Below are 25,966 nucleotides of genomic sequence, written 5' to 3' on the forward strand. Positions count from 1 at the left end.
GTCCGGCACCTGTCCTCGCGCGGTGTCGGCGCTCCGTATCGGCAGAAAAGAGCAAAGAGGCGCGTGCCACGGGCGGTGGCGTACCGCGGGCGATCTACCCTCGCGCCATGAGGGCTTCACCGGGAACCGATGGGATCGCACAGCACCCCGTGACCGTAGAAGGCGCCGGAGCACCGGGCGGTGGCGAGGGCGTCCCGGCCGGGCACGAGAGCTGCGGGCAGCGCTGCTGGCGGGAGACAGGGGAGGCGCGGGTGCCGCGGGACGGTGCCCGCTTCCGCATCCTCTTCGTGTGCACCGGCAACGTCTGCCGCTCCCCGATGGCCGAGCGGCTGACCCGCTCCGCCATCGGGCCGTGCCCTGCGGTCCAGGTGATCAGCGCGGGCACCCACGCCGAACCGGGGCGGGAGATGACCGAGCACGCCCGGCGGGTCCTGGTACGGTTCGGCGGCGATCCGGCCGGCTTCGGCTCCCGCCCGCTCGTCCCCGAGCTGGTGGCCGCCGCGGACCTCGTGCTGACGGCCACCCGCGGGCACCGCGCGGAATCGGTGGCCATGCACCTCGCGGCGGCCACCCGGACCTTCACCATCACCGAGTTCGGCACGCTGGCGCGGGCCGTGTCGCCCGAGGAGATCGTCCGGCACCGGGAGCCCGCCCGGCGGGCCCGCGCACTGGTCGACGAGACGCGGGCGCTGCGCGGGCTGGTCCGGGTCGACCGGTTCGACATCGCAGACCCGTACGGGCGATCCCGGCTGGTCTATCAGATGGTGGGACGGCGCATCGCGAGATCGCTCGCCGTCCCGCTCCGGTTGCTCACACACTGACCGGTTTCTTGGCCGGTTTCTTGGCCTCAGCCTCGTAGCCGTACCCGTAGTTGTAGCCGTAGTACGTGCCGCTACCGGCTGGGACGAAGTTCAGGACGGTCCCTACCACGCGGGCGTTGATCGACGACAGCAGTTCCGAGGCGCGGGCCATCTGTTCCTGGCGGGTCTTGCCGTACCGGGCGACGAGCAACGCGCCGTCGCAGAGCGCGGCGATCGCCGCCGCGTCGGTGATGGGCAGCAGCGGTGGCGCGTCGATGATCACCATGTCGTACGCCGCGGTGAGCTGGGCGAGCACCTCACGCATCCCGCCCGAGCCGAGCAACTCGCTCGGGTTGGGTGGGATCTGGCCGCTCGGCAGGACGGACAGGCTGGCCTCGCCCCAGACCTGGATGACCTCGTCCAGGCGTGCCCTGTCGATCAGCACGTCCGTCAGGCCGGTCGTCCCCTCGATGCCGAGGTAGCGGGGAATGCTGGGACGGCGCAGGTCGCCGTCCACCAGGACGACCCGCCAGCCGGCCTGGGCCAGCGTGATCGCCAGGTTGGCGGAGGTCGAGGACTTCCCCTCGCCCGGCAGGCAGCTGGTGACCACGAGCGACTTCGGCTGCCGGTCGACGCCGATGAACTGCAGGTTGGTCCGGAGCGCGCGGAACGCCTCGGACCTGGACGACCGGCCGCGGTTGCGTAGGATCAGGGGGTAGTGCCGCGCGTCCCGCTCGTAGCCGATGACCCCGAGGGTCGAGCTGCCCGACGCCTCCTGCAGCGCCTGGGAGGACTTGATGGTCGTGTCCAGCCGGTCACGGAGGATGATCGCGGTCATGCTGGCGAGCAGCGCGGTCAGCACGGCGATCGCCAGGTTGGCCAATGGTCTGGGACTGACGGGTTCCTCTGGGACCTCCGCCTTGTCCACTATCGTGATCTTGACGGTGGGGCGGCTGTGCGGGGTGGGCCGCTCGATCTGGTCGATCAGCTCCGCGAACCGGGTTCCCAGGGCGTTGGCCAGCTGGGAGGCCCGTGCGGGGTCGGTGTCGGTGACCGTGGCGCGCAGGAACACGGTGCCGGGAACGGCCGCGACGGTGATGTTGTTCTGGAGGCGCCCGATGTCCTCGCCCTCGACGATCTGGCCGACCACCCGGCGGCTGGACAGCAGGCTGGCGTAGGACTGCACCCGCTGGGCCGACAGCATGCCCGCCTGGTAGGCGGTGGAGAGACTGCCCTCCCTGTCGTAACCCGACACCAGCATGGAGATCGTCGCGACGTATTTCGGGGGCGTGTTCGCCGTGACGGTGAGCGCCGCGCCTACTGCCAGGATCACCGAGAGGAGGAGCAGCAGCCAGTTCCTGCGCGCCAGCCGTACGTAGTAGAGCAGATCCATGGGGTCAACGCCGCCTTTCGCGGATTTTCTGAGGGGTCTTGGGGCGCTGGACCGGCGAGTCGACGCTCACACCGCGCAGCAGACCGATGAGAACGACGGCGATCACACTCGCGACGACCAACGCGATGAGCGGTGACAGCCAGTCCAGGGCCATCGCCAGGCAGAGGGCACCGGTGACCGCTGTGATCGCGCCCAGCATCGCGGCGACCGCACGGGTTCCCAGGCCCGTGTGGCGTAGCCGGTGTGACACGTGGTCGGTGCCGCCCTGCAACGGTGAGCGGTTCGTCAGTATGCGGGAGAGGAAGACCACGCAGGTGTCGACGGTCGCGACGAAGGTCGGCAGGAGCAATCCGGCGATCGTCGCGTCCGGCGGCCGTCCCGTGACCAGGACGGTCGCCGAACAGGCCAGCGTGAATCCGAGGAACAGCGATCCGGAGTCGCCCATGAACATTCTCGCGGGTGCCCAGTTGTGCGGCAGGAAGCCCAGACACGCGCAGGTGAGCGCGGCCAGCAGCACCGCGAGCGCGATATGGCCCTGGACCAGGGCCGTGGCCGCGAGGAGACCGGCGGTCACGGCGGCGACGGTTCCCAGCGCGCCGTCCATGTTGTCCAGCAGGTTGAAGGAGTTCGTCATCACGACGACCCACACCACGGTGAGGGCGCCATCCAGCCAGGTACCGGTCAGAGGTACCTGGACGCCGGAGAGCACCACCCCGATCGCCACCACGGTCTCCACGGCCAACCTGGTGGCCGCGGGTAGGGGGGCGATGTCGTCGATCAGGCCGAGGACGCACACCGCGGTGGCGGCGAGAAGGATCGCGGTGATCTGCAGGTCGGCGAGGCCGAGCGCGATCACGGTGGGCGCGACCGTGCCCACCGCGATCGCAATGCCGCCGAGGTAGGGAGTCGGGCGGGTGTGGGCCCTGTGCCCGCCGGGGCGGTCGACGAGATCCCACCGCAGCGCCAGGCGCCTCAGCGGCACGGCGGCCGTCACGCTGAGCAGGCAGGCTGTTCCCGCGGTGAGGGCGATCGTCCCGCTCACCGGGGGAGCACCGCCGGATCGCCGGAGGATTCTCTGATGATCTCAGTGAGGATGTCGTCGAGAGAGCGCTGCGGAACCCAGCCGGTGAGCGCGCGGAGCTTCGTGGTGTCCGGAACCCTGCGGGTCATGTCCTCGAATCCCCGCTCGTAGGCCTCGGAGTAGGGGACGAGGTCGACCCCGGAGGTGGATCCGGTGAGCTCGATGATGAGTTTCGCCAGTTCCATGATGCTCACCTCGTTGGTGGAGCCGATGTTGAACGTCTCACCGATGGCCGCGTCCTCGTCGAGCAGTCGGAGCAGTGCGTCGACGACGTCCGCGACGTGCGCGAAGCAGCGGGTTTGGGTCCCGTCGCCGAAGACCGTCAGCGGTGTGGCCGACAGGGCCTGCCGGACGAGGCTCGGGATCACCATGCCGTAAGTCGGACTCTGCCGCGGGCCCACGGTGTTGAACAGCCGGACGATGATAGTCGGCAGGTCGCGTTCCTTGTGGTAGGCGTTGGCGAGGATCTCGTCGACGGCCTTGGCGGTGCTGTAGGCCCAGCGGACCACCGCGGGGCTGCCGAGGATGCGGTCGGAGTTCTCGCGCAGCGCGTCGGAGGAGTTCTTGCCGTAGATCTCGCTCGTACTGGTGATCAAGATCTTCTTCCGGTATCGGTGCGCGGCCTCGATGACGATCTCCGAGCCCCGGATGTTGGTCGTCAGTGACCGCAGCGGTTGCTCGACGATCAGCTTGACGCCGACCGCGGCCGCCATGTGGACGACGACGTCGCACCGGTGCACCAACTCGTCGACCATGAGTTCGTCCAGGACCGAACCGTGTACGAAACGCAGGTCCGGGTGGGGCCGCAGGTTCTCCAGCCGCCCCGTCGAAAGGTTGTCCAGGACGACGACGGAGTCACCACGCGCGAGCAGCGCGTCGGTCAGGTGCGATCCGATGAATCCACTGCCACCCGTTATCAGATAGTTGGTTCTTGGTGCTGTGCTCACGGGTTCTCCTCATCACGTGCTTGGAGAGATCTCTGTTGGCGGGAGGAAGCGGTGGTTCACGCGTACGTGCCAAGCGTTGACTCGATGCCCGGAACCTGGGTTGTCTCGAACCAGTCCACCGTTGCGCGGAGCCCGTCCTCAAGCGGGACGGGACACACATCGGGGAACAGTTCGAGCAGAAGGTGGGGAGAGGCCTGTGACTGCCGGATGTCGCCCGCCCTCGGCGGCAGGTGGGCCGACTCGACCGGGCGGCCGAGGACCTCGGCGAGGACGTCTATCAGCTGCCGGAGGGAGACCGTGGCCCCGAACGCCAGGTTCACCGGCTTCATGCTCGTCACCCGGCGGACGGCCGCGTCGGCGACGATCCGCGTCACCGACTCCACGTAGGTGAAGTCCCGTGCCTGCAGACCGTCGCCGTGCAGCGGCACCGGCTCGCCCCGCAGCGCCGCCGAGACGAACGCCGGGATCACGGCGGCGTAGGCGTGGCCGGCGGTCTGTAGCGGGCCGTAGACGTTGAAGAAGCGGAACGGCAGCACCGGCAGCCCGAAACTGTGCGCGTAGGCCAGGGCGTAGGCCTCGCCTGCGAGCTTGCTGGCCCCGTACGGGCTGAGCGGCCGGGTCGGCAGGTCCTCGTGCTTGCGCGGTTCCGGACGGTCGCCGTACACCGACGAGGAGGAGGCGAGGATCACGTGCGGCCTGTTCGCGCGGCACGCCTCGAGCACGTGGAGGGTGCCCGTAGCGTTGACGGAGTGCGAGGCCAGCGGATCGAGGAGCGAGCGGGGCACCGACGGGCGGGCGGCGAGGTGGACGACGGTGGCGACGTCCGCGACGAGGCCGGCCAGGAGATCCCGGTCCAGGATGCTGCCCATCACGAAGTCCACTCCGACACCGTCGAGGTTGGCGAGCTCTCCGCTGCTCAGGTCGTCCAGCACGGTGATGTTCTTGACTTCGGGCCGAGCCGCGAGCGCACGGCACAGATTCGCGCCGATGAACCCCGCTCCACCGGTCACCAGGACTCTCACTTGTTCGTTCCTCTCATGATTCCTGTGGTAACAAGGCGATCGCGGCGTTCCGCGTACAGTGCTCGATAAAGGGCTTCGGTGTCCGCAACGAGGCGCTCCACGCTGAAGGAGGCATTGGCCCATCGGCGGGCCGCCTCGCCCATCCGGCAGGCGAGCGCGGGGTCGGAGAGCAGCCTCACGGTATGTCGCGCCAGCTCCCCCGCGTCGGCTCCGGCCAGCAGGCCGGTGCGCCCGTCCTGGACGATCTCGGCGACGCTTCCGACTCGCGTGGAGACGGCCGGGGTTCCGGCCATCCCGGCCTCGATGAGGGTGAGGGGCGTGCCCTCGTTGTCGGAGGTCAGCAGGATCACGTCGGCTGCGGCGTATACCGTCTCGACATCTTTTCTCCACCCGAGCATGCGAAAGGAGTCCCCCGCAGGCCGGATGCTCCGCTCCACCTCCTCCTTGAGGTCGCCTCCTCCGCAGACGACGAAGCGGCAGTCGGGCAGGCTCCGCAGGATGGCGTTCGCCGTGGCGACGAACCGGTCCGGCCGTTTCACTGATGTGAGCCGTCCCACGAAGGCCACGACAGGCGCGTCCAGGGGAAGGTTCAGAGCGGCACGAGCCGCCCCGCGCTCGGGGATCCGGTCCAGCCGGACACCGGGTGGTATCACGACATACTGCTCCGACCGGCCGATCCCGGCCGCCAGCAGGTCATCGCGGACCTGCGATCCGACGGTCACCAGCCGATCCGACATGGACGCGAAGAGCCGTTCCGCCTGTACGTACAGGTGGCGTTTGGCCGGTGAGAAGTAGCCGTGCAGGAGATGGCCGTGGAAGACGTGGATCCGGGCCGAACCGACGCCGGCGAGGCGTGACGCCGTACGGCCGAGCGCACCCGCCTTGGCCGTTCGTGTGTGGACGACGTGCGGGCGGAACGCACGTATGGCGCTGATCAGATGGAAGAGGGCCCGATAGTCGTCGGTGGGTCTGAGCGGCCGGCCGAGGCCCGCGACTCGGTGAACCTGCACCGCCGAGTCGCGGAGCCGGAGGTGGTCCTCCTCGCCGCTGTCGACGTGACCGGTGTAGAGATGGTGGTCGAACTCATCCGGGTTCAGCCCTTCAGACAATCCCATTACCTGGGTAGCGGGGCCGCCGACATTCATCCGGGCAATGATTTCCATGACACGAATCCGACTGTCGGGCTTCACACAGGCTCCTTGCTGACAGGCGTGGCTCACGTCGAGAAGCTAACTAGGGATTCGGGCCGTTCCGTCCACGCCGTCACGGCAGTGGTGAAATGTTTTATCGCTCCCTACCAGCGCGTTATCGAGCCGCGTTGCCCGGTGTGACGGCCGTCCGCGTCGCTTCACGGACAGCGGGCTCAACCGACGGGATACGCCGGCGAAAAGAATCGGCAATGGGGGGTAATCACCAGGCCATGGACATCCTCCGGACATGATGACATCCGTCCCTCGGCGCTAGCGTCGCCGACGCAGAGTCGCTCGCTGGTGGGTCAAACCGACCGCCGGCCCCTGTGACGTCGTCCTGACGCGGACCGAAGGTAGCCTTCCGTGGAATATCTCATCGTTGCCGCCGCCGCAGTGGTGCTCGTCTTTCTTGTCCGTGCGAACCTGGGCGCCGCAGTGGCGCGCCGGGTCCTGCCGGTCCTGCTCGCCGCCTTCGTCGTCCGGCTGGTCGTCCATGTCCTGGTGATGCGGAGCGGTGTCATCGACTACGGCGGTGACAATCTGGGTTACGAGGGGAGGGCCGTTGGAATCGTCGAATACTGGAGGCAGGAGGGTTTCCAGTTCGTCACGGCCGATGAGATCGACACCCTCACCTCCGTCGCTGTGCCGTGCCAGGTCTTCGCGATCGTCATCTACCTGTGCGGTGGCCTCGCTCCGCTCGCCTGCACCGCCATCGTCGCGCTCCTCGCCTGTGCGCTGTGCATCGTCATCTACAGACTTGCCCGGCTCGTCGGCGCCGACGAGCGCTCGGCGTTTCTGGTGCTCGTCGTCACGGCGTTCATGCCCGCGTTCCTGTTGCACACCTCGGATACGTACAAGGACGGCTTCAACGCATTTCTCGTGGTGACCAGCATCGGCCTGGGAGTTTCGCTTTCACGACGATTCGACCTGCACAGGCTCCTCATGCTCGTCCCGCTGCTGTGGGCCCTGTGGTACGTGCGGCCGTACATGGTGTTCATGTGCGCGGTGCCGCTGATCCTTGGCATGGTGGGTCTCAAAAGCGTGTTCTCCCCGCGGCGCATGCTCGTCTTCGCGATGCTGCTGGTATCCGCCGTGTTCGTTTTCGGGGGCGTTTACGGGGAAGCCCAGATCGAGGCGGCCCAGGAGCAGCTTGAGAACGGCCAGTCGGCGGCCGTCCGTCGTGCCAACGGGGACGGGAGGTCGGGCGTCGCCTTCGAAGACGGCGGCGACCCGTGGAACGCGCTCGGCTCCAAAGTGCTCTACACGCTCCTGTCCCCGTTCCCCTGGACCGAGGGCGACCTGATATTGCATCTCGGGAAGATAGACGTCCTTATCTGGTATTTCCTTCTTTACAGCGCGGTGCGCGGGTGCCGCCGGCTGTGGCGCCGTGACCGCGCGACACTCCTGATCCTCATGTCGTTCATCATCCCGGGCACGATCTTCTACGCCAGCACCATGGCCAACATCGGCCTGATCTTCCGGCAACGCATACCGATCGTCCTGGTCACGAGTGTGCTCGCCGCAGTGGCGTGGACCAGGAGCTCACGGGACGAGGAGCAGCCCGCGGCCTCTCCTCCATGCGGGCGGCCTGCCGATGACGGTGTCTCGAAGGTGATCTGACAGCGCGACCGGGCCGGGGCGCCGGAGGAAGCGCGGCCGGTGCTTCAACGCCGGAACCATACCTCCGACATGACCAACGTTGGCCGAACCTTTCGCCGGTGCATGCTGATCATCACGGCTGCGTGCCCGCCGTCCGCCGTAGCATCGGTCGCGATACGACAGCCTGCGAATTCGCTTCAGGACGGATGGTTCGATCGCACGGCACCGAGCCGGCTCGAAGAGCCCGCGCACGGTCTCCTCCGTCTGCCGTCCGTTTCCAGGATCCGTCCCTTCCCGAGATGGGAGCCATGTGGTGATGATGCACCGGATCGACGTGAGCGCGGTCCCCGGCCTGGTCCTTGCCGGACGGCGGGCAGGCGACGATCGACCGCGCGGGGGAGCCGTCGTACCGCCTGATGTCTTCGCGACAGTGGTATGAGGTGTGCCGGATGTTGGTCACCGTTCTCACTCCCACGTTCAACCGGGCAGGGTATCTCCCGGAACTCCACGCGAGCCTGTTGCGTCAGGACATGGACCTGGAATGGGTCGTCATCGACGACGGGTCGACCGACGACACCAAAGATGTCATGGAAGAACTGGCCCGAATCAGCCCGTTCCCGGTCCGCTGTCAATGGCAGCCGAACGGTGGGAAGCACTCGGCGTTCAATCACGGGGTCTCGATGGCCCGCGGCGAGCTGATCGCTCAGATCGACTCGGACGACCTGCTCGTTCCCGGCGGGCTGTGCCGCCTCCTGGACCATTGGTCCGATATCGGGGACAGCCGGCGGTACGCCGGGGTCGCCGGCCTCTGCGTGGACGAGCGGGGGCACGTCGTCGGTGAGAGATTCCCGCGCGACATGATCGATGCAAGCTGGCAGGAAGCGGTCTATCGGTATTCCACGGCCGGTGACAAACCGAGGATGTACAGAACCGATGTCCTCCGCGCGCATCCCTTTCCCCTGAGAACGGGGTACGTCGCCGAAAGCGTGGTCTGGCGGGCGATCGGAAGAAATTATCTGACGCGCCACGTCAACGAGCAGGTCGTCGTGTGCCGTATGTCCGCGCAGAATCGCCTGACCCGGCGTCCCTTCGCCGAGATCGCCTCTGGGGCCGTCATGCAGCACGGCATCACCCTCGCGGAGGACATCGCATGGCTGCGCTTCAGGCCGGTTCATTTCGTCAGGGCCGCGGTGAACCTCTCGCGGGCCTGTTTCCATCAGAAGGAACCGGTGTGGCGCCGCTCCCGCGGGTTCGACGCGGTGGCCGCCAGAGCTCTGAGCCTGGGCTCGATACCACTTGGCTGGGTGTTCTACCGAATGGACCTGCTCTCCTCAACGCTCATGAGAAAGTCATCATGAGCGTTGAGGGGAGACTCGGCCCTCCCGGCTGAGGGCCCGTGACGTCCGTGACGGGTGTCTGATCACGGCCACCGCCAGCCTCCAGGCGCCTCCGCAGACCTCCCCTAGAAGGAACGCGGCATCAGGCATCATTGCGGCGCCACCGGGCGATCAGGCCGGAATCCGTCAGCGGTGCCAGTACCGAACGCGCCTCGGACAGGCGAGGCAGGAGATCGCGTAGCGGGAGGTGTGCCGAACGCGTGAACCATGCCACTTCGAGCAAGGCCATGAGGATGTAGGCGACGCTGGACGCGAGGGCGGCGCCCAGCGCGCCCCAGCGAGGAATCAACACCAGGTTGAGCAGGATGTTCATGGTCAGCGCGCCGACGGCGATGACAGTCATGGAGATCGGCCGGGCGAGCCGTACGAGATGCTGCTCGACCAATCGGATCACCGAAAGCGCGATCATTCCGGGGGCCAGTGCCAGCAGCGGTATGACGCTACCGGCGAAAGGCCGGCCGTAGACCAGCGGGATCAGCACGGGGGAGACGGCCGCCAGGATCCCGATGAAGGTTGCGGAGAGAAGCAGGTTGAGCCGGAGGGCGCGGACGGTGATCTGCTCGGCCTGCCGGATGTCGCCATAGGCCTGCCGGGGAAGCATGACCCGGGTGATCGCCTCTGCCGGGATGCAGGCAAGGGAGAGCGTCGTGACCGCGACGGTGTAGATCCCGACCGTGGCGGCGGAGTCGAGAGCGTTTATCAGCAGGGTGTCAACGGTCATCAGGAGATAGAAGGCCACCAGCCCGATGTGGTAGCGGCTCCCCATGGCGAGCTGGTGGCAGGCGAGCCGACCGTCCGTCAGCAGGGGACGTGGGCGGAGCGCCCGGATGAGAAGGATGAAAGGAAGGACCACTGACATCGTCCAGCACACGATGACGCTGGTCACCGTGACGTGGCCGGTGGCCGCCAAGACCAGAAGGGGGAGGCACTGGATCGACGCGGCGGCGACGGTACCGCGGTTGATGATGTCCACCTGTGATCGCAGCAGCGCGATGCCTTTGAGATTCGTGGCCGCCACGCCGAAAGGCACGGTGAGCAGTGCCAGGCCGAGCAGCGGAGACGTCGTCGACATGGCGCCGACACGCATCAGCGTCAGCGCGATCAGCGCGGTGGCCGTCCCCGAGAGCAGGCCGATTACCAGGCCGTTCGCGAGGAGACTGCGGTGCCGTGCCCGGTCCGTCCACAGATAGATCTGTGCTTTCTCGACAGACAGGTGCCCCAGCACGATGGCGGTGAGCGTCGTGGTCGCGATGACCGAGTAGGTCCCCCGCCCCTCGGGCTGAAGGGTCCGTGCGATCAGCACGCCCGTCACCGTGCCCAGCAACACCTGGACCGCATGGCTCCCGACGGTCTGGAGCACCCTGCTGAGGGAGGAGCTCAGGTCCGCGGTACGGGGCATCGGAAGCCTGTCCGGACGCCGCGGGGTGACCGCTCGGTTGAACGGCCGATCCGGTTGACCTCAGTGGATCTTGATCCGGAGGGAGAGGTGTGATGGACGAGTTCGGGGTCTGGGTGTGATGTTGTGGCCATTCCGGCTATTCCACACATCGGGTCTCCAGGAGTTGGTGGTACAGGTTGATGTGCTGGATGGTCATGGCGGTTGCGTCGAGGTTCTTGCGTGCCCAGGCGCGTGCGGCGGTCGCCAGGGTGGTGGCGTGTTGGGGGTGGGTGAGCAGGTGGGTGATGGCTTCGGCCAGGGCTGCGGGGTCGGCGGGGGGGACGAGGAGGCCGCGGTCTTCGAGGAGTTCGGGTGTGCCGCCCACCGAGGTGGCGATGGTGGGCCGGCCGGCGGCCATCGCTTCCATGACCGCGTTGCTGAGGCCTTCGGACAGGGAGGGCAGTACGACGATGTCGGCGCGGGCCAGGAGGCCGGCGGTGTCGGTGCGGGATCCGAGGAAGCGGACGTCGAGGCCGAGTGTGGTGGCCTGGGTTTGGAGGGGGGCGTATTCGGGGCCGTCGCCGACGAGGATGATCGTGCAGGGGTTGCCCTGCCGGGCCAGGGTGGCGGCGGCGTCGATCAGGAACCGGTGTCCTTTGATCTTCAGGAGGTTGGCCACGCACAGGATGACGGGCAGGGGGGTGTCGATGTTCTCTGGTTCGGCCGGGTCGAAGGCCGTTTCGGGGAGGCCGTTGTAGATCACGCTGAGTTTGTGCGCGGGGAGGTGTTCGACGGTGCGGGCGTCCTCGGCGACGGCGGCGGCGTTGGCGATGACGTGGTCGGTGACGCGGTTCACGGCCCGTTCCAGGGTCGACCCCCACCCAGGCCTATCCGGGCGGTTTCTCAGGCCCCGGCGCCCCGCGACGACGATCGGAACCCGTGCCAGCCGGGCGGCCACTGCACCGATCATGTAACTCTCGTAGAGGAACGCGTGTAACACATCGAGCCTGAGGCCGCGCAGTAGAACGACGAGGCGGGCGAAGGCCACCAGGTTCCGCCTCAGGGCCGGCAGCCCTGACGGCTTGCGGCCGAAACCGAGATGATGGACGCCGATCCCTGCCTCGCGCAGAGTCTGCTCGTGAGGACCGCCTTTCGACAGCAGAAGAACGTGGACCTCGATGCTTCTGAGACGCAGTTCTCTCGCCAGTAGGGACAGCTGTTTCTCCGCGCCTCCCAGCTCCAGCTGTCCGATGAGAAACGCGACGCGCCGCAGGCCGGCCTGCTCTCCTCGTACCGCAGAGAGCCTCTCGTTGATCGTGCGGCTGGCGGGCGGTTCCGCGTGCCGGGTCATCGCAGTTGCCAGGCGTGGCATCCGGCCCCGCTGATGAGGGCGCTCTCCGGGATTGCGTGCGCTCGGTTCCAGAGCTCGAACTGCAGCAGCGCCCACAGTCGGGCGCCGTGGTCGGCGCCGTCCATGTGCCTCCGGAGCAGTTCCTGGACCACCGCTGGTCGGAAGAGGCCCCTGCTGCGGGCGGTGCCGTCGGTGAGCGTGTCGTAGGCCAGTTCCCGCAGTTCGCCACGGAGCCACGCAGCGAGAGGCACACTGAACCCCTTTTTGGGATAGTGCAGCAGCTGTTCGGGGAGCCAGGGGGCCACCGCGCGTTTGAGCAGGAGTTTGGTCTGGCCGTTGCGGATGTGCAGCGCGCTGGGAAGGGTGGCCGCCCATTCCATTATGTGGTGGTCCAGGAACGGCGAGCGGGCCTCCAGTGAGTTGGCCATCGATGTGATGTCAACCTTGACCAACAGGTCGCCCGGAAGGTAGGTGAGGGTGTCGACATCCATGACACGGCCGAGATCGGTCTCAGCGGACGAACCCTGGAAGGCCTCCTCCAGCAGGCGGTAGCTGTCCACCCCCGTCAGTAAGTCCCGGAGCGGGTCGCTGTAGATCTCGGATTTCTGCTCCGGCGTGAAGTAGGACATCAGACAGGCGTAGCGCTGTGATGGACGCGCCGCGGCGAACCTCATCATCCGGCCCAGCCGGTGGGGCAGGGATCGGGAGTCGCTCCGCTCGCTCACGAGGGTGCCAGTGCGCGTGAGCGTCGCCGCCAGGGCCGGGGGCAGCGCCGGAATCCTACGGGCCTGGTTCATCAGCGCGTAGCGCTGGTAGCCGCCGAAGCACTCGTCGCCGCCGTCTCCGTTGAGCGCGACGGTGACATGCTGCCGGCTCAGCTGGGCCACGTAGAAACTGGGGATCGCCGAGGAGTCGGCGAACGGTTCGTCGAAGTGCCAGGCGAGGCGTGGCAGCATGTCGAGCAGGTTCGATGTCACGACGAGCTCATGGTGATCAGTGGAGTATCGGTCGGCGACCATCCGTGCTTTGTGGCGTTCGTCGTACCGACTGTCCTCGAAGCCGATGCAGAATGTCTTGACCGGCTCGGTGCTCTGCATCGCCATGGCGGCGACCACGGCGGAGGAGTCTACGCCCCCGGACAGGAATGCCCCGATGGGCCGCTCGCTCACCATGCGGATCCGGGTCGCGTCCAGGATTAGCTCGCGTAGCCGTTCCTCCTCCTCCCACTGGTCCACCACCGGTCGTGGGGTGCGGTCCAGCTGCCAATAGCGGTTGACCGTGATCCTGCCGTGTTCCCAGACGAGCACGTGTCCGGGGGAGAGCTTGTGCACGCCCTGGTAGATGGACCACGGCGCGGGGACGTACTGGTACGTCAGGTAGTGATGCAGGGCGACGGGATCGATCTCGCGGCCCATGCCGGGGTCCTGTGCGAGGGACTTCAGCTCGGACGCGAACCGGATAGAGGAGTGGTCGGCCCGCCAGTAGAGCGGTTTCTTGCCCACCCGGTCCCTGGCCAGAACCAGCCGCTGGCGGTCTCGATCCCAGATGGCGAAAGCGAACATCCCCCTGAGCCGGTGAACGAGCTCTACGCCGAACTCTTCGTAGAGATGCACCAGGCATTCGGAGTCTCCGGCGGTACGCAGACGGTGCCCCTTGGCGATCAACATGTCGCGAAGCTCGGCGAAGTTGTAGATCTCGCCGTTGAACACGGCCACGACGCGGTTGTCCTCGTTGTAGACGGGCTGGTCGCCGGTCGCCACATCGATGATCGCCAGTCGGCGCATGCCGAGTGCCGCGTGTTCGTCACTGTGGAAGCCCGCGCCGTCCGGTCCTCGGTGCACGATCACATCGCACATGCGGCGGACGAGTTCGGGGTCTGGGTGTGATGTTGTGGCCATTCCGGCTATTCCACACATCGGGTCTCCAGGAGTTGGTGGTACAGGTTGATGTGCTGGATGGTCATGGCGGTTGCGTCGAGGTTCTTGCGTGCCCAGGCGCGTGCGGCGGTCGCCAGGGTGGTGGCGTGTTGGGGGTGGGTGAGCAGGTGGGTGATGGCTTCGGCCAGGGCTGCGGGGTCGGCGGGGGGGACGAGGAGGCCGCGGTCTTCGAGGAGTTCGGGTGTGCCGCCCACCGAGGTGGCGATGGTGGGCCGGCCGGCGGCCATCGCTTCCATGACCGCGTTGCTGAGGCCTTCGGACAGGGAGGGCAGTACGACGATGTCGGCGCGGGCCAGGAGGCCGGCGGTGTCGGTGCGGGATCCGAGGAAGCGGACGTCGAGGCCGAGTGTGGTGGCCTGGGTTTGGAGGGGGGCGTATTCGGGGCCGTCGCCGACGAGGATGATCGTGCAGGGGTTGCCCTGCCGGGCCAGGGTGGCGGCGGCGTCGATCAGGAACCGGTGTCCTTTGATCTTCAGGAGGTTGGCCACGCACAGGATGACGGGCAGGGGGGTGTCGATGTTCTCTGGTTCGGCCGGGTCGAAGGCCGTTTCGGGGAGGCCGTTGTAGATCACGCTGAGTTTGTGCGCGGGGAGGTGTTCGACGGTGCGGGCGTCCTCGGCGACGGCGGCGGCGTTGGCGATGACGTGGTCGGTGACGCGGTTCACGGCCCGTTCCAGAGCCAGCACCCACCAGCGTTCCCGCTTGAAGAAGCTCAGACTGCGCCGGCCCGCGACGACGACCGGAACCCCCGCCAGCCGGGCGGCGGGTGGAGCCACGACGTAACCGAAGTAGAGAAACGCATGCAGCACCTGAGGCCTCAGATGTCGCAACAGACGTATGAGACGTGCGGCGGCGCGCAGGTTGGCGACCAGGGCCGACGGTTCAGAGGAGAGGGGTACGAAGCCGAGCCGGTGTACCTCGATCCCCACCAGGCGCAAAGTTTTCGCATACCCCTCATCTCCCCGCAGGACGAGCACGCTGACGTCGATATTCCTCGCGTGCAGTTGCCGGGCCAGCAGGGAGACCTGCACCTCGGTCCCCCCGGGCAGCGTCAGCTGCGGGATGAGAAGCGCGACGCGCCGGAGGCTGGACCTATCGCTGGCCGCCACGACGTTCCCCTTCCGGAGGCTGCTCTTCGGTATAAGACCCAATGTGAGGTGCCACGTCCGCGGTTCTCAGCCGGAGTGGTCGTCAGGTGTGCGGTGAGGGTGAGGACGTGACCGGCCGGCCGGGCGGGGCCGTTTGACAGGTGTCACCCTGAGGAGGATCGAGAGAAGTCGGCCGCCGAGCCTGGCCAGGCGCGCCGATCGCCGACGTGCGGACGCTGGTTATTTGACGCCGCGGATGACGTACAGCCCGCGGTGACGTTCGATGGAGACCTCACGCAAAGCCAGCTCCTGCGTCCACCGCTCAAGGCGCCGCCGGGTCTGCGGCTTTTCGTAGCGCGGCGAGAGCCAGTCGAAGGTGTCCAGCACCGACCAGCTCCGGGCGGTCTCTCTGTCCGTCACACCCAGATAGCGGTGGTTCGCGACCGGGATCAGGCGCGCCAGGCACTGTCCCGCCCACGGGACGGCGCTGAGCTTCATGGACAGGGGGAGCAGCTTCGGCACGACCTTCTCCACGAGGGCGTAGAGCTTGGCGGGAGGCACGTGTTTGGTGATCGGACGCAGCAACTGCCGGGGATGGGGATAGGCGACGATCGCCGCGTACACGTCGATGCAGAACCGGCCGCCGGGCCGCAGATAGCGGAACAGCGTCTTGAACGTCTTTTCGACGTCCGGCGTGTGCTGGATCACCCCGCAGCAGAACAGGAAGTCGAACGACTCCTCGGGAAACGGCAGTGCGTAGATGCTGGCCTGGACAAGCCTCAAACGAGGAAAGTGGCCGTTCGAGGCGGCGTTGGCGTGGACGGCGCTGGATATGTCGACCGACGTCACCTGGGCGCCGGTCTCGCACAGGACCTCGGTGAACCGCCCCGCCCCGCTGCCGCACTCGAGTACGGTCTTTCCCGTGAGCTCGGCGGCCGACCAGCCGCTCGCGTTCATCAGTCGATCACGCGAGATCGGCATGCCGGAGTGTGAGTCAAGCTGCGTCAGCCGGTGCTGGTTCCACTGGTATCCGAACCCCTCCGCGTAGTTGTCCCGGGGAACGAACCGTGGAATTCCATTGTCGATGGGATACGTGCCCGAGCATTCACCGCACCGGAGTTCGGTGCCGGACCGGAGCGGACCGCGGCAGCGAGGGCAGCACAGCACGGAGAACCGGGGAATCACGGTGTCCGCGCCGCCGTTCATGCCTTCGGAAAGAGTCATTTAATTGCCTATCCAGCGAGACAACAAGGATGGCCACGCCGGCTGGCCCTGGTCCTGAGACATGTTACGGAACGTCACCTCTCGGATGCGAACACGTGAGAGGGTGTGTCCTGACCTGGATCACTGAAAAGGGCCTGGTGCTTTCCCTCACGCTGAGTATCGCGCTCCACCATGGCCCGGTAGCGCCCCTGCCCGCCGCAGGGGTAGCCCCACCGGTATGCCGTACTGGTTGACCGCGTGAAGGACTGGCAAGGACTTGACCTGTATGAAGGACTGGCAAGGACATTGAAAAACGCGGACGTCCGGACCCGGCCGGGACGCCCGCGTCGTGAGACTTGCGTGCATGGCCAAGACTCCGCACCTTCAAACTTCCCCGGTGGATTCCCTTGAACGTACGGGAAAAGCACAGGCGAATGCGATTCCCCATGGAGGGCGCATCGCTCGGTGGCGGGGATTCCGGCGTCTTTACGCGTCGAGATGGCTGCCGGCGGCGTCCGTGACCGCATTGGCGGTGGCGGTGCTGGGTCTCTTCGGTGTCTCCGCCTGGGATATGGTCTGCTTCGGCGCCTATGTCGCCCTGGGGCTCACGCTTCCGGGACTGCTGCTGATCCGCGCCCTATACGGCGGCAGGCGGACGCTGGCCGAGGAGATCGCCCTCGGGCTGACGCTCGGTTACGCGATCGAGGTGCTCGCCTATGTCGCCGTCCGCGCGGCCGGGATGCCGCTGCTCGTCATGGCCTGGCCGATCACCACCTACGCGGCGTTCATCGCTGTTCCCCGCCTGCGCCGGCACTGGAGGGGCAGGAATCGTCTCACCGCGCCGCTCTGGTGGTCCTGGTCCCTCGCCCTGGTCGTCGCCTATCTGATCGTTTGGAGCGCCGCGAAGTTCTTCAGAGCGCATGCTCTGACGTGGCCGGCGCTTGGGGCGGCCAATCTCGACATGCCGTTCCACCTGGCGCTGATCGGCGAGTTGAAGCACCATATGCCGCCCACGGTGCCGATGGTCGCCGGTGAGCCACTCTTCTACCACTGGTTCGTCTACGCCCACCTCGCGGCGGCGAGCTGGATCACCGGCGTGGAACCGCTGGTGCTGCTGTTCAGACTCTTCATGCTGCCCATGATGGTCGCCTTCGTCGTCCTGATAGGGATGATTGGACGGCGCGTGGTGGGCGCCTGGTCGGCTGGGTTGCTGGCCGTCGCGGGCACTGTCTTCATGGAGGCCCCGAACCTGTACCTGGGAACAAGCGTCGGAATCTTCACGTGGCGTCCCCCTCAGTCGTGGCTGAGCCCCACCCAGGCCTTCGGTGCTCTCCTCTTCGCGCCGGTCGTCATCCTCCTGATCAACCTTCTTGAGCGCAGGCGTATCGCCCTCGGCTCCTGGGTCCTCCTGGGCGTCTTCCTCGTGGCGGTGATGGGGGCCAAGGCCACCTACCTACCCCTGCTCGCCATCGGCCTGACGGCGATCGCCGTGATCGAGGTGGCGAGACGACGCCAGATGCCCTGGCGTGTGCTCGTCGTGCTGGTGACTACCGCGATGTGCTTTCTTTACGCGCAGTCCGTGCTGTTCGGCCAGGCGCGCCTAGGGATGATCGTCGAACCGCTCGCCATGACCCGCAAGATATGGGCGGAGCTGACCGGTCAGGACGGAGACATCGAGCCATTGTCGGCCTCGGCTCTCGGCGTCACGCTGCTGTATCTGCTGAGCTGGGTCATAGAGTGGTGCGGGATCTGGGGCCTGCTGAGCCGACCGCGGTTGCTGCTGCGGCCTGCCGTGGTTGTGATGCTCAGCATCGGGGCGGGGGGGTTCTGCGCCACGCTTCTGTTCGGGCACCCTCATCATGCCGAGATGTACTTCTCCGTGGCGTCCTATCCCTATCTGGCGATTGTCGCCGTCTACGGGATCTTCGTCATCGTTCGGCGGGCTCAGGTGCCTCCGCGCGTGACGGCGTACGCGGTCGGCGCGGCGATCGTAGCGACCTGCTCGATCCGTATGATCTTCGGCGTCCGGATCCCCCTGGGCCCGGGCCAGAGCGAGATCCTCCTGTACCGGCCGTATATCGCCTTTGCGGCTCTCGCCCTGCCGATGATCGGCCTGCTCCTCGTCGCCAACAGACGGCGCCTCGTCGCCGCCGGAGCCATCACGATCTCAATGGTCACGGCCGTCGGCCTGCCCGCGGCCTGGGTGGCCCGTGTCCTCTCGCCGACCGTTTCCGCTCCGGCGGGCGGCGGCGCGGACACGGGCCCGGGAGTGCCGGCGCCGGTGATCCGCAGGGACGCCTTGACCGCCGGACGATGGTTGCGTGCCCACTCGGATCCGGACGACCTGGTCGCCACGGACACACATTGCCGAGGGAAATCCGAGAACCCCTGTGACAGCCGTGAGTTCTGGGTGTCCGCGCTGACCGAACGACGCGTGCTGGTGGAGGGGTGGGCGTTCAGCCCGGCGAATTACCAGCACTGGCACAGGGGCCTCGTAGCGGAGCACCTGCCGTTCTGGGACCAGGAGCGGATCCAGCTCAACGATGCCGCATTCCGATCGCCCTCGGCGGCTTCCATCCAGCGGTTACGGACGCGTTACGGCGTGCGCTGGCTGTTCGTCGACGAGCAGCACACCGGTGCGGACTCCAAGATCGGTGACGGCGCGAACCTGAGGTTCCGTTCCGGCGACTACGCCGTTTACGAGGTGCCAGACGGTACGGCCTGACTCCTTCGCCGCATCCCGGCCCCGCCGGTGCCCGCCGATCGATCCTCAGGCCGGGCATGAGCCGGAGTGCCGGATGGTTGAAGCGGGGAGCCGAAGCGCCCGCGGCGAGCATTCGCATTCCGGGCGGAGAGCCTTGTCTTGGCGTCATCGCATCACCTATCCGATGAGCAGCGCCATGGCGGCCATGGTCCGTTGCGCTCTCCTTGGCCTGGGGTTGCCGGCCGCCAATGGACATTCCGCAGCGGCGGAAACCTATGGCTCCGGCAACTTGTCGCCCGCCCTTCAGTAAAGGCGGAGGACGGCATGCAGCCACTAATTCGAGTCCCGCATAAATTCAAGCGGACAGGTGGTCGCTGAGGCCATGCGTTCTTCGCGGAAGGGCTCAAACACCGGTGGAGGCACTTGTTCCGGCAGGCGGTAAGGGGACGAGATCGCGTCCGCTGTCCCACACGCCGGCGAAACAACTGACCCCCGTCACCGACAAGCCGGTGCTCTATTACGGGCTCGAAGCGGTTTGGGACGCGAGCGTCACCGGCGTGGGGATCGTCGTCGGCGACACGGCCTGCGAGATCCGGGAAGCGGCGGGCGACGACTCCGGGGTCGGCCTCGACGTGCCCTTCCTCGCCGGAGAGGAGCCCTCCGGCCTGGCGCGCTGCGTCCTGACCGCCCGCGACTTCTCGTCGGCCAGCCGTTCGTGGAGAGGATCGCCCAGATCATGCGCTGGTATCGGAACAACGAGCCATGGTAGCGACGGTTGAAGGAGAGGACCTGATGAACGGGGAAGAACCGATGGGGTGCCCGGTCGACCGGATCGCGGCCGCATTGGTCTGCCCGTCCTGCCGCGTTCCCCTCGACGCGTCGTACGGATGCGCGGCCTGCGGAACCGGCGGTCACCGGACGGGAAACCAGCTCCGTTTTGCCGGCTTCGGAGACGCCGAGCTACGGGACGATCCGCTCAATCGGATCAAGGAGACCGTCAAGCGCCGTTTCGGGCCCGCATATCCGCTTGTGATCCAACTGCTCTCACCCGTGCTGCTGAGACGGTTCATCCGCCCCTTCCTCATGAGTTTCGATCTTGATCGTGATCTGGTGGCGGATCTAGGGTCGGGTACCAACCGCTATGACCCACGACTTCTCTGTGTGGACGGAGGCGCGTACGCCAACGTTGACATTGTGGGTGACCTGCGAACACTGCCGATCGATGACGGGGCTCTCGCCGGTATCGTCAGCATCGCCGTACTCGAGCACGTGCCGGATCCGCAGGCTCACGTTCGGGAGATGTGGCGCGTGCTCAGGCCGGGAGGGCGGGTGCTGTGCTACGTGCCCTTCATGCAGCCGTTTCACGCGTCACCGTATGACTACCAGCGCTACACCGAGGCGGGTATGAAAACCCTCTTCAGCCGTTTCGACGTGATGCACGTGCGGATAGGCGCGGGTCCCACCTCGGCCATGCTGTGGACATTCCAGGAGTGGCTGGCCCTCCTGCTCTCGTTCGGCAGCAGACGGCTCTACCGCGTGCTGGCCCCCCTGATGTGGTTGCTCTCGCCCATCAAGTTCCTCGACGTCCTGCTGGCGCGGCACCCCAACGCCACGGTGGCGGCCAGTGGGTTCGTGATCGAGGCGCAGAAGCCGGCGGAGGCCCGGCCGGAGTAGCGGCCGGGCCTCCGCAGTGCGCTCATCGACGTCGAACACCACGTCAACCCGGTAGCCGGTGCACTGGCGGCTGCCGACGGGAAGGTGCTCGCCATGCCGTGGGCGCGCCGAACGAGAAAACCGGGGGGCGGCAGGGTTGACCGGTGTGACCTAAGGCTTACGTAATGGATCACCAATGGACGGCAGCGCAACGTCTGCCGACTGATCCTTCCGTTGTTCACTTCGGCTGTGAAAGTAACCGATCGGGAGACGATTCCCTTCAACCGAACGCATATCTCGCCGAACGAGCTGGACTATCTCGCCGAGGCTGTATGCCGGCGATCCACCTGCGGAGACGGGCCGTTCACCCGGCAGGCCTCCGAGCTTCTCGAGAAGATCACCGAGGCGGGCCGGGCGCTGCTGACCACCTCCTGCACGCACGCGCTGGAGATGTCGGCGATTCTGCTCGCCCTCCAGGCCGGCGATGAGGTGATCATGCCGTCGTTCACCTTCATGTCGATGGCCAACGCCTATGTTCTCCGCGGGGTGGTGCCGGTCTTCGTCGACTGCAGGCCCGACACCCTCAACATGGACGAGCGGCTGATCGAAGCCGCGATCACCGATCGCACCCGGGCCGTCGTGGTCATGCACTACGCGGGTGTCGCCTGCGAGATGGAGGCGATCGGAGAACTGTGCGAACGGTATGATCTCGCGCTCGTCGAGGACAACGCCCACGGTCTAGGGGGGGCCTATCGAGGCCGGCCTCTCGGTTCGTTCGGCAGCATGGCCGCCCAGAGCTTCCACGCGACCAAGAACGTGCAGTGCGGGGAGGGAGGCGCGCTGCTTCTGAACGACGCGGATCTGGTTGCGCGAGCCGAGATCATCCGAGAGAAGGGCACCGATCGCAGCCGGTTCTTCCGCAGGCAGGTGGACAAGTACAGATGGGTCGACATCGGATCGAGCTATCTTCCGTCCGATGTTCTCGCCGCACAGCTAACCGCCCAGCTGGAGTCGTTCGGCACGATCCAGGCCCGGCGCCATGCGGTATGGCGCCGGTATCACGATGAACTGGCGGACTGGGGTACGGCGAACGGGGTCGCCCAGCCGACGGTCCCAGATGGCTGCGCCCATCCGGCGCATCTGTACTATCTCTTGCTTCCGGATCTGGTGAATCGGCAGGAGTTGATCGCCCACCTCTCGAAGAGGGATGTGCAGGCGGTATTCCACTACCAGCCGCTGCACTCCGCGCCCGCAGGGGTGCGATACGGGCGGGCGGCCCCAGAAGGATGCCCGGTCACCGAGGAGGTCGCTGACCGCCTTGTACGGCTGCCGCTGTTTGCTGATCTGGCCGAGGCCGACGTCGACCACGTGATCAACGCCGTCCAGAGCTACGAGGTGAACTGATGGTGTGTGACGTGATCCAGGCGCGAGCCCTACGGGCTCGGGAATCACCGTTGGAGTCACCCAGGTCCGGGTGTCCGGCCGGGCATCTCGCCGCTCCCGCTGAGGTCGGGCCTCCGTTCTCCGCGGTCCGAAGGCCGTCTACAGATCGGCCGCATACGTCATCGTGCATCGACACCCGGCTGACCGCTTCGACTGGTTCATGAAGCCGATCGCGCCCGGCCGGACCGTGATGCTCGCCGGCTCTCTTGCATATCGGCGGCTGTGTGCGCAAAGGGGCCGCGCACGCAGACGCCATCGCGGGATCTGCGTATGACAGGGATCATGCGTGCGGCTGCTGGGAAGGCGCTGGTTTCCACCAATTCTGCCGCACACGGAAGTCACTGCCTGACACATCTTTGTTCAGCGCCATCGAGGTGTGGCGGGCTGACAGGGACGAGGGCTGAGATCCGTTAGGTCTCGACGAGCGACACGAGCCAGGTCACGAGCGCCGGAAGAGTCCGTTCAGGCGGTAACACGCGATGATCGGAACCGTCTCTGACGCCAACCCCTGGTTGATTTCCGGTGGCCGACCATAATTCATTCGATCCCGTTACTCGATCACGATCCGGAGTGACTGCCATATGGTTGAAGTCGGAAGCGGGACCGCCCACGAGAAGGATTCACGTCCCGGGTGGCGAGCTCTGGTTTCGGCATTTTGGGGCCGACGTGTCGCGTATCTGCTGGCCAGCGCCATGACGGCTGTAGTCTATTGCGCTCTCCTGGGGCTGGGGCTGCTTGCCGTCAAAGATCGGGTTCCTTATGTCTTCCTGCTTGTGGCCTGCCAGTTCCTCACCTCGGTGATCGTCTATCCATGGTACAGGCTGGTGGTTTTTCGCGTTGCCAGGGAATCGTGGCTCGCGGGTTACCTGAGGTTCTACGCGGTCGGATTGGGCTTTCTGGCGGCGTCCGTTGTCGGTGTCCCGATTCTGGTGGAATTTGTCGGTATTCCGATTATGGTGGCACAAGGCCTGCTAATAGCCGTGAGTCCGCCGCTAAGCTACTTGACGCACCGGACGTGGACGTTTCCCAATCGGGAAAAAGTCTAGTCTTGTCAAGATGCCACACGTTCTTTGACAAAAGCGAAGGATGGCGGCGGGCTGCTAATTGGAGCTCCGCGTAAATTGAGCGTGCAGGCGGTCGCTGTGACCAAGCGCTCTTGGTGGAAGGACTCAACAACCATGAAGGCACTCGTTCTAGCGGGTGGCAAGGGGACGAGGCTGCGCCCGCTGACCCACACCTCGGCGAAGCAGCTGGTCCCCGTCGCCAACAAACCGGTGCTCTACTACGGACTTGAGGCGATACGGGACGCGGGCATCAGCAACGTCGGGATCATCGTCGGCGACACGGCCCATGAGGTCCGGGAAGCGGTCGGGGACGGCTCGAAGTTCGGCCTCGACGTGACCTACATTCCCCAGGAGGCCCCTCTGGGGCTTGCGCATTGTGTCCTGATCGCTCGAGAGTTTCTCGCCGATGAGTCGTTCGTGATGTATCTGGGCGACAACTTTCTGGTGGGCGGCATCAGAGACCTGGTGGAGGCCTTCTGCGAGGCTGACAACGACGCCCAGATCCTGCTCACCAGAGTCGCCGAGCCACAATTCTACGGAATCGCCGAGCTTGGACCGGACGGCGGGATCATCGGGCTGGAAGAGAAACCGGAGCACCCGCGTAGTGATCTCGCGATCGTGGGGGTCTACACGTTCTCTCCGGCCATCCATGAGGCGGTCAACGCGATCACACCTTCCGCCCGCGGAGAGTTGGAAATCACGGACGCCATCAAATGGCTCATCGACAACGGTGGCCGCGTCCGTTCGCACTTCGTGAGCGGCTACTGGAGAGATACCGGACGTCTGCAGGACATGCTGGAATGCAATCGCATCGTTCTGGAGGCGATCGAACCAGACATCCAGGGAACCGTTGACGGGTTCTCGGAGATAACGGGGCGCGTTGTCATCGAGTCCGGGGCGGTGGTGGAGAACTCGGTGATCCGAGGGCCTGCGGTCGTCGGTGCCCACAGCAAGGTAAACGGCTCGTACATCGGTCCCTATACCTCGATCGCCGAGGGCTGCGTGCTGGAGGATGCCGAGGTGCAATACAGCATAGTTCTGGGAGAATCCATCATCAGAGGCGTCTCAGGGCTCACGTACTCCCTGATCGGCCGAAACGTCGAGGTCATCCAGGCCAGAGGAGTGCCCAACACGCATCAACTCATGGTCGGCGACCACAGCAGGATTCAGGTACGGGCATGAGAATCCTTTGGCTGCACGTCGATGATCACTGCCGCGGTATCCAGCTCGTGTTGGACAAGGGTTCAGGCGGCGAGATCTACAACATCGGTGGTGGGGTCGAACTGACCAACCGAGAGCTCACGGAACGGCTGCTCGCAGCCTTCGGCCTGAGCTGGGAGATGGTCGTCCAGGCGCCGGACAGGCTCGGACACGACCGGCGCTACTCCGTGGACAGCAGCAAGATCGCGGCGATCGGCTACGAACCCCGTATTGACTTTGATGAGGGACTTATCCAGGTCGTGCGGTGGTACCGCGATCATCAGGACTGGTGGCGCCCATTGCAGAAAACCGGTCGATAACCGCTGGAGTGCTGCGGTTTGAATCGCCCTGGCCCAGGTGGAGACTCTGACGAACCCGAGTCCGGCGGAGCGGGCTTGATGGACGGACCCGCACCCGCCGCCGTAGGGCCTGTCGGACTTCACGGGCGCAGCACCGAGTAGAGGATCTGGTCGTGCCAGCCGCCGTCCCGCCATTGGGCGCGGCGCAGGATTCCCTCGCGTTCGAACCCGGCCTTCTCCAGAGCGCGTTGCTCGCCGTAGTTGGCGATGTCCGTGAAGGACTGGATGCGCTCGGCTCGCGTGTGGGCGAACAGATAGTCCACGAGCTGGCGCTGAGCCAGTGTTCCGATGCCTTGGCTGCGGAAGTCGGAGAAGACACAGATGCCCATCGCCCAGCACCAACACGTAGAATCCGGTCCCCAGGAGGTCGTCCACCACACCACCCATCCGGCCGGGCCACCGTCGACGTCGATGGTGAGGCGCCCGGAGTTGGTGCCGAGGAATCCGTTCTCGGCGAACTCCTGGCGGAGCCCGTGAGAAGAGCGGTGTCCATACCACTGAAGCTCGCCTCTGAGCTCGGGGGTAGCCCGTTCCGCCTCGAAGATGTCCAGGTCCTCCTCGCGGACCGGCCTCAGTTTGATGACCTCCATGACCTTCCTTTCATATGGCCTGCGCAGGCCTCGTGGCAGAGCGGTTCCAGCGGTGCCGGCTCGGGAGGAGGCCGGCCTGACGGATCGGTTCGGGTGGGCGCCAGGTGGACGCGAGCCGTAGGACATCGTTCCAGACAAGACTCCACGAGCATCTTTCAAAGCCGACCATGTGAGACCGGCATGCTGGAATGCGAGCTGAAACGCGTTGGCCGATGCCCACTTCACTGACATCCGGCCCCCTCCGTTTAGTCGCCTTCAGGACGAGCCGTAAAATTCCATTGTCGATGGGACGCATGACCGGGCACGCGTCGCATCAAGGATCGCTCCCCGGATACGCGGATCACGACAGCGCGGGCAGTGCGGCGTGGGGCGCCGGGGAGCCCCGATGTCTGCGCCACCAGACATGCGTTCCGAAAGAGTCATTCGATTGCTTATCCAACGAAATAGGAAAGATGACCACGTGGGCCGGGGCTCCCATTCCCGAGCCATGCTATGGATCGTGACCTCCCGAAGACAAACATGCGGGAGGCGTGTCCTGAGCTGTATCGCCGGAAAGGCCGCCGGCCT

General features: G+C 66.2%; 21 protein-coding genes. 10 read left to right on the plus strand and 11 right to left on the minus strand.

Annotated features, from left to right (window positions below; all coding sequences use genetic code 11):
- Positions 1-149: 149 nt before the first annotated feature.
- Entirely contained in the window at positions 150-821 is a 672-nt protein-coding gene (locus ABT130_RS04300; protein ID WP_350952722.1) for an arsenate reductase/protein-tyrosine-phosphatase family protein, read from the plus strand.
- Here ABT130_RS04300 and ABT130_RS04305 read toward each other — a convergent pair.
- Genes ABT130_RS04305 through ABT130_RS04325 form a run of 5 tightly spaced genes read right to left on the minus strand, consistent with a single transcriptional unit; the run spans position 811 to position 6,406 of the window.
- A complete protein-coding gene (locus ABT130_RS04305; protein ID WP_350952724.1) occupies positions 811-2,193 on the minus strand; it encodes a tyrosine-protein kinase domain-containing protein in 1,383 nt (460 codons plus the stop codon). The two genes, ABT130_RS04300 and ABT130_RS04305, sit on opposite strands and share 11 nt — an antisense overlap.
- Before the next feature lie 4 nt (positions 2,194-2,197).
- The gene (locus tag ABT130_RS04310) at positions 2,198-3,235 is read right to left on the minus strand and encodes a glycosyltransferase family 4 protein (RefSeq protein ID WP_350952726.1); all 1,038 of its coding nucleotides are present in this window, start codon (positions 3,233-3,235) and stop codon (positions 2,198-2,200) included.
- Positions 3,232-4,221, minus strand: coding sequence for an NAD-dependent epimerase/dehydratase family protein (locus ABT130_RS04315; protein WP_350952728.1), 990 nt, complete (start codon positions 4,219-4,221; stop codon positions 3,232-3,234). Before ABT130_RS04315 ends, ABT130_RS04310 begins: the two co-directional genes overlap by 4 nt.
- A 56-nt stretch (positions 4,222-4,277) precedes the next feature.
- Positions 4,278-5,243: an NAD-dependent epimerase/dehydratase family protein gene (locus ABT130_RS04320; protein ID WP_350952730.1), complete on the minus strand. Its 966-nt coding sequence runs from the start codon at positions 5,241-5,243 to the stop codon at positions 4,278-4,280.
- Entirely contained in the window at positions 5,240-6,406 is a 1,167-nt protein-coding gene (locus tag ABT130_RS04325; RefSeq protein ID WP_350952732.1) for a glycosyltransferase, read from the minus strand. Before ABT130_RS04325 ends, ABT130_RS04320 begins: the two co-directional genes overlap by 4 nt.
- Before the next feature lie 390 nt (positions 6,407-6,796).
- On the opposite strand from ABT130_RS04325, the gene ABT130_RS04330 reads away from it, so the two are divergent.
- Both ABT130_RS04330 and ABT130_RS04335 read left to right on the plus strand, forming a co-directional pair.
- A complete protein-coding gene (locus tag ABT130_RS04330; protein ID WP_350952734.1) occupies positions 6,797-8,053 on the plus strand; it encodes a hypothetical protein in 1,257 nt (418 codons plus the stop codon).
- Between the two features lie 428 nt (positions 8,054-8,481).
- Positions 8,482-9,390 (plus strand): glycosyltransferase family 2 protein, encoded by a 909-nt coding sequence (locus tag ABT130_RS04335; RefSeq protein WP_350952736.1) that lies wholly within the window; start codon positions 8,482-8,484, stop codon positions 9,388-9,390.
- Between the two features lie 121 nt (positions 9,391-9,511).
- Here the strand turns inward: ABT130_RS04335 and ABT130_RS04340 are convergent, their stop codons facing one another.
- The 5 genes from ABT130_RS04340 to ABT130_RS04360 form a co-directional block, all read right to left on the minus strand.
- A complete protein-coding gene (locus ABT130_RS04340; protein ID WP_350952738.1) occupies positions 9,512-10,828 on the minus strand; it encodes an oligosaccharide flippase family protein in 1,317 nt (438 codons plus the stop codon).
- Positions 10,829-10,964: 136 nt separating this feature from the next.
- The gene (locus tag ABT130_RS04345; RefSeq protein WP_350952740.1) at positions 10,965-12,158 is read right to left on the minus strand and encodes a glycosyltransferase; all 1,194 of its coding nucleotides are present in this window, start codon (positions 12,156-12,158) and stop codon (positions 10,965-10,967) included.
- The gene (gene asnB, locus ABT130_RS04350; RefSeq protein WP_350952742.1) at positions 12,155-14,056 is read right to left on the minus strand and encodes an asparagine synthase (glutamine-hydrolyzing); all 1,902 of its coding nucleotides are present in this window, start codon (positions 14,054-14,056) and stop codon (positions 12,155-12,157) included. The genes ABT130_RS04345 and asnB overlap by 4 nt, the downstream gene beginning before the upstream one ends.
- 5 nt (positions 14,057-14,061) lie before the next feature.
- Entirely contained in the window at positions 14,062-15,204 is a 1,143-nt protein-coding gene (locus tag ABT130_RS04355; RefSeq protein WP_350952744.1) for a glycosyltransferase, read from the minus strand.
- 219 nt (positions 15,205-15,423) lie between these two features.
- The gene (locus ABT130_RS04360) at positions 15,424-16,407 is read right to left on the minus strand and encodes a methyltransferase domain-containing protein (RefSeq protein ID WP_350952746.1); all 984 of its coding nucleotides are present in this window, start codon (positions 16,405-16,407) and stop codon (positions 15,424-15,426) included.
- 496 nt (positions 16,408-16,903) lie between these two features.
- Between ABT130_RS04360 and ABT130_RS04365 the strand changes: the two genes are divergently transcribed.
- The 7 genes from ABT130_RS04365 to ABT130_RS04395 all read left to right on the plus strand — a co-directional run bounded on the left by ABT130_RS04365 (position 16,904) and on the right by ABT130_RS04395 (position 24,770).
- Positions 16,904-19,111, plus strand: coding sequence for a hypothetical protein (locus ABT130_RS04365; RefSeq protein WP_350952748.1), 2,208 nt, complete (start codon positions 16,904-16,906; stop codon positions 19,109-19,111).
- Positions 19,112-19,503: 392 nt separating this feature from the next.
- Positions 19,504-19,869, plus strand: a complete 366-nt coding sequence (locus ABT130_RS04370) for a sugar phosphate nucleotidyltransferase (RefSeq protein WP_350952750.1) — start codon at positions 19,504-19,506, stop codon at positions 19,867-19,869.
- A gap of 13 nt (positions 19,870-19,882) precedes the next feature.
- A complete protein-coding gene (locus tag ABT130_RS04375; RefSeq protein ID WP_350952752.1) occupies positions 19,883-20,764 on the plus strand; it encodes a methyltransferase domain-containing protein in 882 nt (293 codons plus the stop codon).
- Between the two features lie 228 nt (positions 20,765-20,992).
- Positions 20,993-22,147: a dTDP-4-amino-4,6-dideoxygalactose transaminase gene (gene rffA, locus ABT130_RS04380; protein WP_350952754.1), complete on the plus strand. Its 1,155-nt coding sequence runs from the start codon at positions 20,993-20,995 to the stop codon at positions 22,145-22,147.
- A 620-nt stretch (positions 22,148-22,767) separates the two neighbouring features.
- Positions 22,768-23,232, plus strand: a complete 465-nt coding sequence (locus ABT130_RS04385; protein WP_350952756.1) for a GtrA family protein — start codon at positions 22,768-22,770, stop codon at positions 23,230-23,232.
- A gap of 132 nt (positions 23,233-23,364) precedes the next feature.
- The gene (locus ABT130_RS04390; protein WP_350952758.1) at positions 23,365-24,432 is read left to right on the plus strand and encodes a glucose-1-phosphate thymidylyltransferase; all 1,068 of its coding nucleotides are present in this window, start codon (positions 23,365-23,367) and stop codon (positions 24,430-24,432) included.
- Positions 24,429-24,770: a GDP-mannose 4,6-dehydratase gene (locus ABT130_RS04395; RefSeq protein ID WP_350952760.1), complete on the plus strand. Its 342-nt coding sequence runs from the start codon at positions 24,429-24,431 to the stop codon at positions 24,768-24,770. Before ABT130_RS04390 ends, ABT130_RS04395 begins: the two co-directional genes overlap by 4 nt.
- 119 nt (positions 24,771-24,889) lie before the next feature.
- Here the strand turns inward: ABT130_RS04395 and ABT130_RS04400 are convergent, their stop codons facing one another.
- A complete protein-coding gene (locus tag ABT130_RS04400) occupies positions 24,890-25,399 on the minus strand; it encodes a GNAT family N-acetyltransferase (protein ID WP_350952762.1) in 510 nt (169 codons plus the stop codon).
- Positions 25,400-25,966 lie beyond the last annotated feature (567 nt).

Source organism: Streptosporangium sp. NPDC001681, assembly GCF_040298085.1.
In the GTDB taxonomy this organism is placed as follows: Bacteria; Actinomycetota; Actinomycetes; order Streptosporangiales; family Streptosporangiaceae; genus Streptosporangium.

Excerpts from the sequence above, each read along its gene's own strand:
- ABT130_RS04305 (WP_350952724.1), bottom strand. The coding sequence starts at position 2,193 with ATGGATCTGCTCTACTACGTACGGCTGGCGCGCAGGAACTGGCTGCTG.
- ABT130_RS04325 (WP_350952732.1), bottom strand. The coding sequence starts at position 6,406 with ATGGAAATCATTGCCCGGATGAATGTCGGCGGCCCCGCTACCCAGGTA.
- ABT130_RS04335 (WP_350952736.1), top strand. The coding sequence starts at position 8,482 with ATGTTGGTCACCGTTCTCACTCCCACGTTCAACCGGGCAGGGTATCTC.
- ABT130_RS04340 (WP_350952738.1), bottom strand. The coding sequence starts at position 10,828 with ATGCCCCGTACCGCGGACCTGAGCTCCTCCCTCAGCAGGGTGCTCCAG.
- ABT130_RS04345 (WP_350952740.1), bottom strand. The coding sequence starts at position 12,158 with ATGACCCGGCACGCGGAACCGCCCGCCAGCCGCACGATCAACGAGAGG.
- asnB (WP_350952742.1), bottom strand. The coding sequence starts at position 14,056 with ATGGCCACAACATCACACCCAGACCCCGAACTCGTCCGCCGCATGTGC.
- ABT130_RS04360 (WP_350952746.1), bottom strand. The coding sequence starts at position 16,407 with ATGACTCTTTCCGAAGGCATGAACGGCGGCGCGGACACCGTGATTCCC.
- ABT130_RS04375 (WP_350952752.1), top strand. The coding sequence starts at position 19,883 with ATGAACGGGGAAGAACCGATGGGGTGCCCGGTCGACCGGATCGCGGCC.
- ABT130_RS04385 (WP_350952756.1), top strand. The coding sequence starts at position 22,768 with ATGGTTGAAGTCGGAAGCGGGACCGCCCACGAGAAGGATTCACGTCCC.
- ABT130_RS04390 (WP_350952758.1), top strand. The coding sequence starts at position 23,365 with ATGAAGGCACTCGTTCTAGCGGGTGGCAAGGGGACGAGGCTGCGCCCG.
- ABT130_RS04395 (WP_350952760.1), top strand. The coding sequence starts at position 24,429 with ATGAGAATCCTTTGGCTGCACGTCGATGATCACTGCCGCGGTATCCAG.
- ABT130_RS04400 (WP_350952762.1), bottom strand. The coding sequence starts at position 25,399 with ATGGAGGTCATCAAACTGAGGCCGGTCCGCGAGGAGGACCTGGACATC.